The organism is Lentibacillus sediminis (genome assembly GCF_002763455.1).
In the GTDB taxonomy this organism is placed as follows: Bacteria; Bacillota; Bacilli; order Bacillales; family Amphibacillaceae; genus Lentibacillus_D; species Lentibacillus_D sediminis_A.
Genome location: NZ_NIXK01000007.1, coordinates 1 through 14,117 on the forward strand (window position 1 = coordinate 1; position 14,117 = coordinate 14,117).

The window sequence follows — 14,117 nt, forward strand, 5'->3', positions numbered from 1 at the left end:
TCTCTCGGGCGGAAGTTTTCTCTCTCGGGCGGAAGTTTTCTCTCTCGGGCGGAAGTTTTCTCTCTCGGGCGGAAGTTTTCTCTCTCGGGCGGAAGTTTTCTCTCTCGGGCGGAAGTTTCTGCTTTGCAGCAGAAACTTCCGCCAATCCCCAAAAAAACTGCAGCCCGCACAAACGGACTGCAGCTTTTTCCATATTCACTTAACATCTTCCCCAATAATCTTCACTTCACGCTCGAGCCGGACGCCAAATTTTTCATTGACGGTTGCCTGAACAAAACGAATCAGATCAATATATTCTTTGGCTGTTGCATCTTGTTTGTTTACAATAAAGCCGGCATGTTTCAGGGACACCTGGGCACCGCCGATTTGCTTGCCCTGTAGGTCACTGTCTTGAATCAATTTTCCTGCAAAGTAGCCGGGCGGGCGCTTGAAAACACTGCCGCAGGAGGGATATTCCAACGGTTGTTTTGATTCCCGCTTTTCTGTCAGGTCATCCATGATCGCTTTGATCTCCTCATAGCTTTCCTGCTTCAAGTCAAAGGTTGCCTCCAGGACAATATATCCTTTGTCTGGAATGTTGCTTGTGCGGTAATCCAGATCCAGTTCATCGGCCATCAGGGTAAGCAGCCGGCCGTCGCGGTCCACCACTTTAGCGCTTGTTAATACGTCTTTGATCTCCCCGCCGTATGCGCCTGCGTTCATAAACAGCGCCCCGCCTACCGAACCGGGGATCCCACAGGCAAACTCCAACCCGCTCAAGTTTTGCGCCAGCGCTTCCCGCGACACATCAATAATCCTTGCGCCACTCCCGGCAACGATCGTCGTGTCCGTTGTTTCGATGGAAGTCAGCCGCTGCAGATTCATGACGATCCCGCGAATCCCGCCATCTTTCACGATCAGGTTGGAGCCATTTCCCAGCAGGGTGAAAGCAATGTCTTCCCTGTTGGCGAACTTGACGATTTCCTGCACCTCTTCATAAGTCTCCGGCTTCACCAGAAAGTCTGCCTCGCCGCCGAGATGGGTGTACGTATGATTTTTCAGCGGTTCATCCGCCATCACATTTTCCTCCGCTGTGAGGGCGGTTAATTGATGATATATCGAATGTGCCACATTACCAGTCCTTTTAATTCTGTTCTGTCATCATCTCAGATGACCATCTTGTATATTGTAAGTTATTGGTTCCTGTCTTGCCACAAAAATGAATAAATTAACTGATCGACCTTCCTGCTTTCATGCAGCATGCTGTGACCGAGCGCTCTGTCCTGGATGATCTCTTGCTCGAGCTGATCTTCCGGCACTATCGACTCCAGGGCAAGCACACTTTCCGGAACGGCAACCGTGTCTCCGGTGCTTCCAATATTAAAAACCTCCAGCTGCTTGGGAACCGAATTTTCGTGTATGATCTGCAGTGCCACGGAATTCGGCTTTAAATCTTTAGCCGCGGGATCGTGATGAATGTGAAAATACTCCGGACTGAAAATCCCGGCAAACGGACTGCCAATTGCGATCAGCTTATTTACCTCCGGATAAGCTCTCCCCTGATAATCCTGAACGTATTTCAAGGCAACGATTCCGCCCATCGAGTGGCCAACAAGGTTAATCGCATCCATAAAATAATGTTTTTTCATATGACTGACTGCCTTTGCCAGCCAATCCGCAGTTTCTGCAAAACTTGCCCGATTATCTTCAAAAATCACCTGGACAAACGTCGGCACCTCTCTCCCCTTGCTGAGGTTGTAATCACGAATTTTGCCTTCCTCCGATATATAATAGACCAAGCCCTTATTGCCCCAGTGATAATCTTCCTCAAAACGCTCCAGCATCGACCCAAATGAATTCTCCGTCCCTTTATAACCATGGACAAATACCGTCGGCGCGCCCTGATAGATCTCTGAGCGAGTCTGGCTGGGCACATTAAAGACAACAGCAAACCCCAAAAGCACCACGGAAAACGATGTGATCACCAGGATGTATTTTCTCTTCACCGAACTCCCTCATTTCGTGCATCATTCCATTGTTACATTATAGCATTTTTTGCTGGTTTCTGTGGTAAATTCCCGGTAAATTTTTGGGTGGGCTTTTTCTAAAAGATCTGGTGCTGCGGTTACTAAACCCTATGTTGTTTTTATCGCAAAATCTAATAAACTCCGACATAAGTGCTCGTTGATCTCCGCTACGGGCGGTCGTGCACCTTAGGGAACGGCTTCAGCCTCCTCGGAAGAAAACCACTTCCTGCGGGTTCTTCAGGCTCGTTCTTTTTCCGCAAGAGTCGGCTGCCCACAGCGAAGATCAACCATCTACAGAGTGGATAACTGTTGTTTGATTTAAACAAGCACCACACAGTTAGCGGAGGAAATACCCGTAGACTCCTGCGGGATGATAAGCATAGGTGAGACCCCTAAAGACGAGACAGCACGAGGAGGCTCACCAGCTCCCGCGGAAAGCGAAGGGTATTTCCGCAGCGGCAGCCCAGGTCAGATTTTTCAGCCTTAAACCAGATCTCCAATCCGATGAAAAACAGGTTTTCTGTCATCAAACGTTGCAATGTACCGGAATCCAAGCGACTGCAGGAGTGCATAGGATTCCTTGACTTGATAGCCGACATCAGCTGCCTTATGAGCGTCCGATCCAACAGTGATCACCTCACCGCAGCAATCCCGGTACAGCCGGAGAATATCCTCACTCGGCATGCCGCTTTCCATTCCATAGCGCACCCCTGAGGTATTCAGCTCGATCCCTTTGCCATCCGGAATAATCTCCCGGAAGATTTCCCGGATAATTTCATGAAAACCCCGCCCGCTGCTGTCTGCCGCATACCGTTTCACCAAGTCGATGTGACCGAGGATATCGAAATTTTTGTATTGATGGATACAGGCAAGCAGCTCTTCATAATACTGCTGATAAGCAGCTTCAACCGACTGTTCGCGGAAAAAATCTCCCGAATGCAAGTCTTTACCGGCCGTGGTGTGCATCGAGCAAATGACAAAATCAAATGTCTCTTTCTTCAGCAATTCGTCCATACGCATTAAAAGATGGGGCTGGATGCCGATCTCCACGCCTTTTTTCACGGAAATTTCCCCTTGGTATTGTGCCTTCAAAGCGGATATTTTTTTATCATAACCCGTATGATCCAGGGTAAATTCAATCGACGGGTCTGGGTAGTCATCGTCAATATGCTCAGTAAAGCAAATCTCTTTCAAGCCCCGCCGATATGCCTGCTCAATCGTATTCTCCATTGGTGTGTTGCAATCAGCCGAAAAATCACTGTGAATATGGTAATCAAACATTATGGTCTCTCCTTTATTAAATTCATTCATCTCCATCAAGCTTAAAAAACTTGACTTTTTCCCCTATAGTTACTAGAATACTATATAACTTTACTTAGATAAAGCGATAAAGTAATAAAGTTTTTGAGAGGAGATCTTTTTCTATGCAGCCATATGTCTCAGGCAGCAGCAAAGATGCAAGTGCAAGAGATTTTCAGATTAAGGAAACTCTGACAGCGACATTAAAAAATCGCTTTGCCACTTATGGCTATCAGCAAATCGGCACATCGGCGTTTGAATATTATGATCTATACTCCTCCATTGCCGGCACGGTTAACAAGGATGAAATGCTGAAGGTGATTGATTCTTCCGGCAAGGTGCTCGTGCTAAGACCGGACATGACCATTCCGATTGCCAGGATGGTTTCCTCCCGCCAGGCGGCAACAGCAGGCGAACGGTTATTTTATGTGCAAAATGTCTTTCGCCAGACAGATGGGGAACTGGGGAGCAAGGAAAGCACACAGGCCGGGGTGGAGTATTTTGGCGAAAATACAGCGGAAAACAATGCAGAAATTATTATGTTGGCGGTTCATACTTTAAGAGATTTGGAGTTTGCCAATTTTAAAATCGAAATTGGGCATGCGGGATTTTTCAAGGAACTGATTAAACAGGCGAAGCTTTCACGAGTGGAAATCGAGCAGTTGCAGGCAATGATTCAATCAAAGAACACAACGGACATTGAAACATTTCTTGCCGGCTTTGAGCTTGAGGAAGAACTCAAAATTGCCATCAAGAAACTGCCGCATCTGCACGGGAATCCGGCATATGTCATCCCTCAGGCGGAAGAAATCGTCCGCAATGACGCCATGCAGGAACTTCTGCAAAATCTTCGGGATGTATATGAGGTGCTAGAGGCTTACGAAGTCGAGGATGCGGCTGTCTTTAATCTTGGCTTGATCAACAATATGAATTATTACACCGGGGTTATTTTTCAGGGGTTTGTCGAAAATTTCGGCAAGCCGGTGATGATGGGCGGCAGGTATGACAATCTCGGGGAGCAGTTTGGCAGCCCGCTTCCCGCCATCGGTTTTGCGTTTGATATTGACGATCTGCTTCAGGCCCGCAAGCAGCAGAAGCTAAGTGTGCCGGAGCCTGGCGCGCCAGATTTCGTAATTGAATATACGGCGGAAAAGCAGCGCGATGCCTTTCGTCTTGCCTATCAGCTGCGGGAGAAAGGTTTGACTGTGCTTACTTTTCCGGCTGGCAGCAGCGGGGGCTCCGTTGCCGCAAAGCGGATCAAGTTATCACAGGATGGAATCGCCTGCTCTCCCCTGCTTGATGAGTGGGCGGATGAGGATAAGGAAACGCTGGCACAGCTGTTTCCAGAAGAAAAGGGGGACGAATAAGTGGAACCATTGACACTGGCGCTGGCAAAAGGAAGAACGACCTCGGCGAGCCTGTCCGTTTTCGAAAAAGCGGGGATCGATTTTCCCGACTTTCATGCAGACAGCAGAAAGCTTATCTTTTTTGACACATCTGGCAAGATTAAGCTGATATTTGTTAAAGCGGTCGATGTGCCCACCTATGTGGAAAAAGGCGCTGCAGACATCGGCATTGTCGGCAAAGATAATATTCTCGAAGCTCAGGCCGATATTTATGAAATGCTCGATCTGAAACTGGGCAAATGCAAGGTTGCCGTTGCCGGTAGTGCGGAAACAGATCGGCTTTCCAATCAGTCCTTAACGGTCGCCTCAAAATACCCGGCCATCGCAAAAAACCATTTTCAGAAAAAAGGGCAGTCCGTAGAGACGATCAAATTGAACGGTTCCGTGGAGCTGGCACCGCTGATTGGGCTTGCTGACGTGATCGTCGATATTGTGGAAACAGGGACAACATTAAAAGAGAACGGCCTGAGCATTATCGAAGAGATCGAGGAGATTAGCACAAGACTGATTGTCAATAAGGCGAGCTTTGCGACCAAATCAGAGGTCATTCATCCACTGATTCAGCAATTGCAAGGCGCTTTGGAGGAGGCGAAGGCATGAGGGTATTGACATCCAGAGAATTTCGGGAAGAACAGCAGACGAACCAAACGGCCGGGAAATCCGGCAATGAGGAGCTCGACAGCAAGGTCCTCGAGATCCTTCGCCGGGTGCGGACATCCGGTGACCGCACGCTGTATGAATTGACGGAGCAATTTGACGGCGCGGCTCTGAATGAACTTACCGTCTCTCCAGAGGAACTTACCGAAGCAATGAGCCAGGTCAGCCAGGAATTTTTAACCGCTCTGAGACAGGCAAAAGAAAATATCACCACCTTTCACCAAGCGCAGACAGAGCAGTCCTGGTATGTTCGGCAGACTGGAGGAATTACTCTAGGCCAGCAGGTGACACCACTGGATAAAGTGGGGGTCTACATTCCCGGCGGCAAAGCAGCCTACCCTTCCTCAGTACTGATGAATGTCATCCCGGCCCGCCTGGCAGGGGTTGGGGAAATTGCCATCACCACCCCGCCGCAGCAGGATGGCAGCATCAATCCCTATGTCCTCGCTGCAGCAAAAGAAGCCGGCGCAGACCGGGTGTATAAAATCGGCGGCGCCCAGGCGATTGCCGCATTGACTTATGGAACAGAAACAGTAGGCAAAGTTGACAAAATTGTCGGGCCGGGAAATGCCTTTGTCGCCCGTGCCAAAAAATGGGTGTACGGTGATGTAGCGATTGACATGATTGCAGGACCGAGCGAAATCTGCGTCGTGGCCGATGAAACGGCGCCAGTCCGCTATGTTGCCGCAGACCTGCTTTCCCAGGCGGAGCATGATGAATCGGCGAGAGCCATCTGTGTGACAGCAAGTGCTGAGTTAGCCGAAAAAATCGCCGCCGAGGTGCAGAAACAAAATGAAACCCTCGAGCGGAAAGCTATCATTCAACAATCACTGAAGCAGCACGGGCAAATCATTGTCGCAGAGGATTTGGCTGATGCTTGCGAGATCGTCAATCAAATTGCCCCGGAGCATCTGCAATTGATGATTCGCCAGCCGGAAGCGTATGCGGCACATATACGCCATGCCGGAGCGATTTTTCTGGGTAACTATTCGCCAGAGCCGCTCGGCGATTATTTTGCCGGGCCGAACCACACGTTGCCGACAAGCGCAACGGCTCGGTTCGCTTCCCCGCTCGGCGTCTATGATTTCGTGAAAAAGTCGAGCATTATTCAGTACTCCAGGGAAGCGCTGCTGCAAGCTGGAGAAGCGATCCAAACCCTGGCAGTGACGGAAGGATTAACTGCCCATGCCAATGCCATCAAAGTCAGAGAGGATGATACCGATGCGGAAGGAAAACATTAGCAGGAAAACGAGCGAAACAGAAATCGATTTGGATTTGTCGATTGATGGAACGGGCGAGAGTTCCATCCAGACAGGAGTAGGATTTTTCGACCACATGCTGATATTAATGACCAAGCACGGTTTGTTTGATCTTCAGGTTTCCTGCAAGGGAGATCTTGAGGTAGATCAGCATCATTCCGTGGAGGATATCGGCATTGCTTTGGGGCAGGCATTCCGCAGTGCTTTAGGAACGAAAGCTGGGATTACCCGCTATGCAAGTGTCACCTCGCCGATGGATGAGGCGCTGTCCACGATAAATTTGGACATCAGCGGTCGTCCGTATCTTGTATATCATGTCGAGGGGCTGAAGGATAAGGTCGGAAATTTTGATACCGAATTGGTTGAGGAATTTTTCCAGGCCTTTGCCAGCAATGCTCAGGTGACACTTCATATTAATCTGGCATATGGCAAAAACACCCATCACATTATTGAATCGATTTTCAAAGGTTTTGGCCGTGCGCTTGATGAGGCCAGCCGGATCAATGAACGGATTGAAGGGGTTCCTTCTACTAAAGGAGTTTTATAGAGATTTAGTTGGGGTGGTAGATGTGCGATTCGGTGTGTTGGTCGCGCGATTTGAGGTGTGTGCCGCGCGACTTGAGGTGCTTGACGCGCGATTTGAGCCGTCGGTCGCTCGATTTGAAGTGTGCGCCGCGCGATATCGGTGCGAGGTCGCTAGAATTTGGGGTGGGTCGCTCGATTTGAGGGTGTACTCGCTCGAATTGGATGGCTGGTCGCGCGATTTGAAGGTGTGCTCGCTCGATTCTAAGGCGAGGTCGCTCGATTTTAGCGTCTCCTCGCTTGAATTCAAAATGCCCACCCGAAATTACAGAAAAGGAGTTTTCAACTATGATTGCAATCATCGATTACGGGGCCGGCAACATTAAAAGCCTGCAATTTGCTTTAACAAGGCAGAATCTTGACTCGCAGTTGACTGCCGATCCGGAGACGATCCGAAAGAGTGATGCGGTAATTCTGCCAGGAGTCGGTGCCTTTAAAGATGCCATGGATTCTCTGAACTCACTTGGGCTCACGACAGTAATTAAAGAAGCAGCAAAAACCGGCAAGCCAATTCTCGGCATCTGCCTTGGCATGCAGCTATTTTACGACACGAGCGAAGAAGACGGCAGATGGCAGGGTCTCGGCTTACTTGAAGGAAAAGTCGGGCGCATCAGCAATACGGTGAAGGTGCCGCATATGGGCTGGAATACCTTGAGACAGCATGCCCCCTCCCCACTGCTTGAAGACATCACAGACAACACTTATGTCTATTTTGTGCATTCCTATGCGGTGAAAGACTATCAGGAAGAGACGCTGATCTCAAGCACCGAATACGGCGGAATCGTGCCGGCCATCGTGCAGAAAGACAACATCATCGGCATGCAGTTTCATCCGGAGAAAAGCGGTTCCGCCGGACTAAAGCTTTTGCAAAACTTCAGGAGGATGATTTCATGATTCTGTTTCCAGCAATCGATATTAAAGATGGAAAATGTGTGCGCCTCACCCAAGGAGATTACAATAAAGAAAAAATATACAGCGATGACCCCGCAGAAGTTGCCAGGAAATGGGAAGATCTGGAGGCTTCCTATCTCCATCTGGTGGATTTAGATGGGGCGAAATCAGGGAAATCAGCCAATGACAGTGCCATTAAAACAATCGCCAACAAATCCAGCCTGCCGGTCCAAGTGGGCGGCGGCATCCGCTCCATGTCCGTCATCGAGGATTATCTTACAGCAGGAATTGCCCGAGTCATTATCGGGACAGCCGCGATCTCAGACAAATCATTCTTGCGAGAAGCCCTCAAACAGTACGGAGGAAAAATTGCCGTGTCAATTGATGCCAGAGGCGGATATGTTGCCACAGATGGATGGACAGAAACGAGCACGACAAAAGCTGTTAATCTGATCCAAGAACTGGAAACCCTCGGTGTCGAGACGATTATTTATACCGATATCTTAAAAGACGGCATGCTGCAAGGTCCAAATTTTGCAGAGTTGGAGGCTGTCAATCAATCTACCACCATGAACGTGATTGCTTCTGGCGGCGTCACCTCTCTGGAAAATATCCAGCGGCTCAAACAAATGGGCCTCTATGGCGCGATTATCGGAAAAGCCCTTTACGACGGTACGCTCGATTTCACAGCTGCAAAGGAGGTGGCACAAGATGCTCGCTAAACGAATTATCCCTTGTCTCGATGTCGATAAAGGCCGCGTCGTCAAAGGGAAAAAATTTAAGGACATCAAAGACGTCGCAGACCCGGTGGAACTGGCGAAGCGCTACAATCAGGAGGGCGCTGACGAGCTTGTTTTCTACGATATTACAGCTTCCAATGAGTCGCGGAACATCTTTCTGGATGTGGTGGAAAACGTGGCAGCGGAAATTGCCATCCCCTTTACCGTAGGCGGTGGCATCCGCACGGTGGAAGACATTCACCGTGTCCTGCGCGCCGGGGCGGATAAAGTCTCGATAAACAGTGCCGCCGTCGAGAAGCCGGAACTCCTCCGCGATGCGGCACGGAAATTCGGGGCGCAATGCATTGTGCTATCCATTGATGCCAAGCAATCCGCTGCCGGTGCCTGGGAGGTTTACACCAAAGGCGGGAGGAATAACACCGGAATGGATGCGGTCGTCTGGGCAAAACAGGGGGAAGCACTTGGAGCGGGAGAAATTGTTGTTAACGCCATTGATACGGACGGAGAAAAAACCGGCTATAACCTGGAATTGACCAAAGCAATTGCCAATGCCGTCAACATCCCTATTGTTGCCAGCGGCGGTGCCGGTGAAGCTGCGCATTTTTCCGATGTACTGAAGGACTCAGCAGACGCAGCGTTGGCAGCCTCTGTGTTCCACTACGGCGAAATCCCGCTGCCCGACCTAAAAAAATACCTGCAAGCAAATGACATTGTTGTAAGGAGTGAGCGCACATGGAAGTAACCATCGACCAGCTTGTTTTTGATGAACACGGGCTGATACCAGCAGTCGTTCAGAATGCTGCGTCCGGGGAAGTCTTAACTTTGGCCTACATGAACGAAACTTCCCTTTGGAAAACCATCCAGACAAAAGAGACCTGGTTTTTCAGCCGCAAACGAAAAGAGCTCTGGCATAAGGGAGAAACCTCCGGCAACACCCAGGAGGTCCAGAAGATCAGCTATGACTGTGATGCAGACGCGCTGCTCGTTCAGGTGCAGCCGAACGGTCCCGCCTGCCACACTGGCGAGACATCCTGTTTTCATAACCTGCTTTACCAGCAGGAGGATGTGGTACTGGATGTGATCTCTGTCATTACGGAAAAAATAAAAGAGCGCCGCCAACAGCCTGTGGACGGCTCCTACACCACGTATCTGTTCCGTGAAGGAATCGATAAGGTATTGAAAAAAGTCGGTGAAGAAGCAAGTGAAGTGATTATCGGAGCCAAAAACAGCAGTAGACAAGAAGTCACTTGGGAAATTTCCGATTTGGTCTATCATACGCTCGTGCTTATGGAAATGCTTGATGTTTCGGTGAATGATATCAAGCAGGAACTGGCAAAACGACATGTGCAAAAGGAAGTCAAGGATGATGAGTAAATTTTGGAGCACCGCAGTCCAGCGTACCGAACCGTATGTGCCCGGCGAGCAGCTGAACGAGCCTGATATTCTGAAACTGAATACCAATGAAAATCCCTATCCTCCCTCTTCAAAAGTGCTCGATGCAATCCGAGAAGAACTGGGAAACCATTTAAACCGCTACCCCTCTCCAACCGCTGAGGCGTTAAAAGCAGAAATAGCGGCTTATCACGGACTCGATAAAGAGCAGGTTTTTCTGGGAAATGGTTCGGATGAAATTCTTGCTTTTTCCTTCATGGCATTTTTTGAACCAGGGAAAACTATTCGCTTCCCGGCCGTTTCCTACAGTTTTTATCCGGTATATGCCAAGCTTTTTGACATCCCTTATGAGGAAGTGGAGCTAAATGAAGATTTCTCGATTTCCTCGGCGGATTTCTTTCAATCGGAAGGCGGGGTGATTTTCCCCAACCCTAATGCGCCGACGAGTATTTATCTGGGGCTTGATAAGGTAAGGGCGATTGCCGAGAACAATCCGGATCAAGTAGTAATTGTCGATGAGGCCTATGTGGATTTTGCTGAAAACTCTGCGGTTTCACTAATTGATGACTTTGATAACCTGCTGATTGTCCAGACGATGTCGAAATCCCGCTCCCTGGCCGGATTGCGGATCGGCTTTGCCATGGGGCATCCGGCGCTGATTGAAGGACTGACACGGATCAAGGACTCCTTCAATTCCTATACACTCGACCGCCTGGCAATCGCTGGAGCAATCGCAGCAATAAGGGATAGAGATTATTTTGCCGAGACGGTGGCAAAAATTATCCGGACACGGGAATCGACGAGCAAAGCACTCGGGGACCGCGGCTTTCATGTCCTCCCCTCCCAGGCCAATTTTCTGCTGGTGAGCCATCCAGAATGGACGGCGGAAAGTTTGTACAGCAGTCTTAAAGAGGCCGGGGTGCTCGTCCGGTATTTTGCCAAACCAAAAATCAGCAATCACCTCCGCATCACGATCGGTTCGGAGGAGGATATGCAATTGTTTGTTGTGAAGTTAGATAATATACTGTCCCAGTAAAAAACGAAGGCTCCTCACCACTTGTCATGGTGAAAGCCTTCGTTTTGATTTAGATAAGCATTTTCACGTCCGCATTTTCTTTTAATTCAACTACACGGTCGGCCAGCAGCTGCTGGGTTTTATTCATGGTCAGCTGTTCCCGGATCAGATCTTCCATTTGTCCCAGTTCGCCAACCTCACTTCCTTGTTCCTGCAGCTGGTCATAGAATTCCTGCACTTCTTCATCGGTTACTTCCACTTCAAATTCGGAATCCATGTATTTGGATGTGGTCAAATCATCGGTCAGCTGCGCCTTGAACTGTTCCTCGGTCAGACGTAATTGTTCCAACACTGCCGTCAGTTCTTCCCCCGTTTGCTCCTTGATCAAATCGAGTTGGGACTGCACTTCTTCATCCGTAACCTCAATGCCTTTTTCCGCAGCATCCTGCAAAATCAGTTCCTCTTCAACCAGCAGATTAAGCGTCAATTCCCTGACTTGCTGGAGATCGCTGACATCCTGTCCACTCTGCGACAGCTGTGTTTTCACCTGCAAGTAAACCGGATTATATTTTTCTCCGGTAATTTCCGTATCATTGACCGCAGCAACAGATGTATCTTCGGCCACTTCTTCCTCTTCACTGATTTCCACCGGTTCCTGCGCCTGTTGCGCTGGCTCGGTTGGGGCCGCCTCTTCCTCCGAGCTCTCATTCCCGCATGCGGCCAGCACCATGGCCAGTCCCGCTGTCAGCAGAAGCATAAGAAATTTTTTCATCTATGTGTACCCTCGATTCCTTGTTGACGTTTCTCTTTATTCAAACATATTATGGCAGTCTTTTTCAAGTTTTGGTATCACGGTATAATGTCTATAGTCCCCGGCAACACAGGCTTCAACAAGCTATATTTCATTTGCACAACAATCCTCCAGCGAACCCTTCAATTCTGCCACAAAAAACATAGCTAAACAGAAACCCTCAGGGAGGTCCCCATTTAGCCATGGATAAACGTTATTCTTTGACTTCACAGCCCTCATCGGTGCAATATGTCGTCTCACTTTTCGTTGAGGACGGAAAAGGTGTAAGCGCCGGCCGTTCATTTTCTTCTTTCCAAACGGTATCCAACACTTCACGGAATGCTTCTTCCGGCTGGGCACCAGATACGGCATATTTTTCGTTAAAAACGAAAAACGGCACACCCTGTACACCTATCTGCCGGGCCTGTTCTTCATCACTGCGGACATGCAGGGCATAGTCATCGACTTTGAGCAATTCGGTGACTTTATCCGGATCCAGGCCAACTTCCTCAGCAAGAGCAATTAATGTCGCATGATCACTGATCAGCTTCGATTCCGTGAAATAGGCATGAAGCAGACGCTCGGTCATCTCTTCTCCCTTGCCCTGTTCCACTGCGTATTGCGCCACACGATGCGCATCAAATGTGTTTGTATGCTGCATAGTATCAAAATTATATGTCAGGCCAACTTCTGCAGCCTGTTTTCCAACACTCTCATTCATTTGTTTCGCCTGTTCAGCCGGCATGCCTTTTTTCTCTGCCAGGTACTCATGCATGTTCAATCCCGGATTCTCTTCAGCATTCGGATCAAGTTCATAACTTTTATATTCCAACGTTACATTGTCTTTGTGCGGAAAATCCTGCAATGCATTTTCCAATCGCCGTTTCCCCATATAGCAAAACGGGCAAACGAAATCAGACCAAATTTCAATTTTCAACAATTTAACCCCCGTTTCTGCTAAATATTGTAGCATAATTGCCTGGTTACATTAAGCGATCTGCCTAAGGGGGTGCTTCGAATGGAAATGAAAATGACTGCTCACCTGGGACGAGCAGTCATTTTAATTATTGTTTTCATACGTTTTTGTTTCCTGAACAGAACCATCCTGCTTGAAAATCGTTACAGACGTTCCTTTATTTTCTGCGACCTCTTTTGCCCGGCTGATCGCATCCTGCTTGTTATCAAAAACCTCACTCGGCTTTTTCGCACCGCTTGATTGCACGGCCCAGCCATCATCGTGGGCAACAACCTGTTCTCCTTCTTCCAGACGTTCCGGGTTATTCTCATATTTCTTACCTTCCTCGGAACGCTTGGCTGGCTTGCCTTCCTCTTCATATTCCTTTAGTTCATCCTGGCTGGCATTTTCCCGCCATTCCTTGGCCTGCTCAATCGCAATCGGGATTGCGCGTCCTTCTTCATACCCTTCATCCACCATGGAATTGGCAATATCAATTGCTTTCTTTTTCGTTGTATCATTTAAATTTTTCATCGATGATGGATAATCGTTCATCGTCCAAGGCATCTGTGATTCCTCCTTCAGTGTTTGCTGTGTGTGTTTATATTGTACCCTGGTGTTGGCGGTTCGAAACTTACAGCAAAGTAAAGGGTTCCGTTACAGGATGGTTGATATCCTCGCTCCACGGTCGATTTCCGCTCAATAGTGATTATCTTTTCAAGCTGTCCAACAAGCTATACCCAAAAACAATCCCGGCTATTGTTTGGATCATTGGGCCCCCAATCATAATTATATATGGTATTCTGATGAACCCTTCACCTAAAGGAATAAATGGTAGAATGTACATGGATAGTATACAAAGAGCCGGCAGCCCAACGGCAACAAATTTCACCCAATCAAATGTCCACGGTACATTCTGTTTAATTTCGATAATCAATTTCGGCAATCTCAGCAAGAGTCCAATCAAAATAGGAAATATTGCTGTAAATAATACGAAAGGCAGCATATCAAAATACATACGGGATTGTTCCTCTAACCAAACTTGATACCTGACCCCGAAATAAATAACAACTCCTATAATGACTGTCCATCCGAAATAATACAGAAACCTTTTCATCTAATCTC

At 48.5% G+C, this 14,117-nt stretch carries 17 protein-coding genes; 9 read left to right on the forward strand and 8 right to left on the reverse strand.

What is annotated here, in order from left to right; translation table 11 throughout:
* From CEG13_RS18975 to CEG13_RS12225, 4 genes are all read right to left on the reverse strand, one after another.
* Positions 1-199: hypothetical protein (locus tag CEG13_RS18975; RefSeq protein WP_204758489.1), on the reverse strand; the 199-nt coding region annotated here is incomplete at its 3' end.
* Positions 196-1,110 carry a UDP-N-acetylmuramate dehydrogenase gene (gene murB / locus CEG13_RS12215; protein WP_275661809.1) on the reverse strand — a complete coding sequence of 305 codons (915 nt, stop codon included), beginning with the start codon at positions 1,108-1,110 and terminating at the stop codon, positions 196-198. The genes murB and CEG13_RS18975, both read right to left, overlap by 4 nt.
* 62 nt (positions 1,111-1,172) lie before the next feature.
* On the reverse strand, positions 1,173-1,985 hold the full coding sequence (locus tag CEG13_RS12220; RefSeq protein WP_100012179.1) for an alpha/beta fold hydrolase: 813 nt from the start codon (positions 1,983-1,985) through the stop codon (positions 1,173-1,175).
* Between the two features lie 504 nt (positions 1,986-2,489).
* Positions 2,490-3,287 (reverse strand): histidinol-phosphatase HisJ family protein, encoded by a 798-nt coding sequence (locus CEG13_RS12225; protein WP_100012180.1) that lies wholly within the window; start codon positions 3,285-3,287, stop codon positions 2,490-2,492.
* 143 nt (positions 3,288-3,430) lie between these two features.
* Between CEG13_RS12225 and hisZ the strand changes: the two genes are divergently transcribed.
* The 9 genes from hisZ (at position 3,431) to hisC (ending at position 11,268) form a co-directional block, all read left to right on the forward strand.
* Complete coding sequence (gene hisZ / locus CEG13_RS12230) at positions 3,431-4,672, forward strand: ATP phosphoribosyltransferase regulatory subunit (protein ID WP_100012181.1); 1,242 nt, start codon at positions 3,431-3,433, stop codon at positions 4,670-4,672.
* Positions 4,673-5,311: an ATP phosphoribosyltransferase gene (hisG, locus tag CEG13_RS12235; protein WP_100012182.1), complete on the forward strand. Its 639-nt coding sequence runs from the start codon at positions 4,673-4,675 to the stop codon at positions 5,309-5,311.
* Entirely contained in the window at positions 5,308-6,609 is a 1,302-nt protein-coding gene (gene hisD / locus CEG13_RS12240; RefSeq protein WP_100012183.1) for a histidinol dehydrogenase, read from the forward strand. Before hisG ends, hisD begins: the two co-directional genes overlap by 4 nt.
* Positions 6,590-7,174: an imidazoleglycerol-phosphate dehydratase HisB gene (gene hisB, locus CEG13_RS12245; protein WP_100012184.1), complete on the forward strand. Its 585-nt coding sequence runs from the start codon at positions 6,590-6,592 to the stop codon at positions 7,172-7,174. The genes hisD and hisB overlap by 20 nt, the downstream gene beginning before the upstream one ends.
* A gap of 323 nt (positions 7,175-7,497) precedes the next feature.
* On the forward strand, positions 7,498-8,103 hold the full coding sequence (gene hisH / locus CEG13_RS12250) for an imidazole glycerol phosphate synthase subunit HisH (RefSeq protein WP_100012185.1): 606 nt from the start codon (positions 7,498-7,500) through the stop codon (positions 8,101-8,103).
* On the forward strand, positions 8,100-8,822 hold the full coding sequence (gene hisA / locus CEG13_RS12255) for a 1-(5-phosphoribosyl)-5-[(5-phosphoribosylamino)methylideneamino]imidazole-4-carboxamide isomerase (RefSeq protein ID WP_100012186.1): 723 nt from the start codon (positions 8,100-8,102) through the stop codon (positions 8,820-8,822). The genes hisH and hisA overlap by 4 nt, the downstream gene beginning before the upstream one ends.
* Positions 8,812-9,582, forward strand: coding sequence for an imidazole glycerol phosphate synthase subunit HisF (gene hisF, locus CEG13_RS12260; RefSeq protein WP_100012187.1), 771 nt, complete (start codon positions 8,812-8,814; stop codon positions 9,580-9,582). The genes hisA and hisF overlap by 11 nt, the downstream gene beginning before the upstream one ends.
* The gene (gene hisIE / locus CEG13_RS12265; RefSeq protein ID WP_100012188.1) at positions 9,573-10,214 is read left to right on the forward strand and encodes a bifunctional phosphoribosyl-AMP cyclohydrolase/phosphoribosyl-ATP diphosphatase HisIE; all 642 of its coding nucleotides are present in this window, start codon (positions 9,573-9,575) and stop codon (positions 10,212-10,214) included. The genes hisF and hisIE overlap by 10 nt, the downstream gene beginning before the upstream one ends.
* Entirely contained in the window at positions 10,207-11,268 is a 1,062-nt protein-coding gene (gene hisC / locus CEG13_RS12270; protein ID WP_100012428.1) for a histidinol-phosphate transaminase, read from the forward strand. The genes hisIE and hisC overlap by 8 nt, the downstream gene beginning before the upstream one ends.
* Positions 11,269-11,317: 49 nt before the next feature.
* Here the strand turns inward: hisC and CEG13_RS12275 are convergent, their stop codons facing one another.
* The 4 genes from CEG13_RS12275 to CEG13_RS12290 form a co-directional block, all read right to left on the reverse strand.
* Positions 11,318-12,019 (reverse strand): SurA N-terminal domain-containing protein, encoded by a 702-nt coding sequence (locus CEG13_RS12275; RefSeq protein WP_100012189.1) that lies wholly within the window; start codon positions 12,017-12,019, stop codon positions 11,318-11,320.
* 232 nt (positions 12,020-12,251) lie between these two features.
* Positions 12,252-12,974 (reverse strand): DsbA family oxidoreductase, encoded by a 723-nt coding sequence (locus tag CEG13_RS12280; protein ID WP_100012190.1) that lies wholly within the window; start codon positions 12,972-12,974, stop codon positions 12,252-12,254.
* A gap of 123 nt (positions 12,975-13,097) precedes the next feature.
* A complete protein-coding gene (locus CEG13_RS12285) occupies positions 13,098-13,559 on the reverse strand; it encodes a DUF2188 domain-containing protein (protein WP_100012191.1) in 462 nt (153 codons plus the stop codon).
* A gap of 142 nt (positions 13,560-13,701) precedes the next feature.
* Positions 13,702-14,109, reverse strand: coding sequence for a hypothetical protein (locus CEG13_RS12290; protein WP_100012192.1), 408 nt, complete (start codon positions 14,107-14,109; stop codon positions 13,702-13,704).
* Positions 14,110-14,117 lie beyond the last annotated feature (8 nt).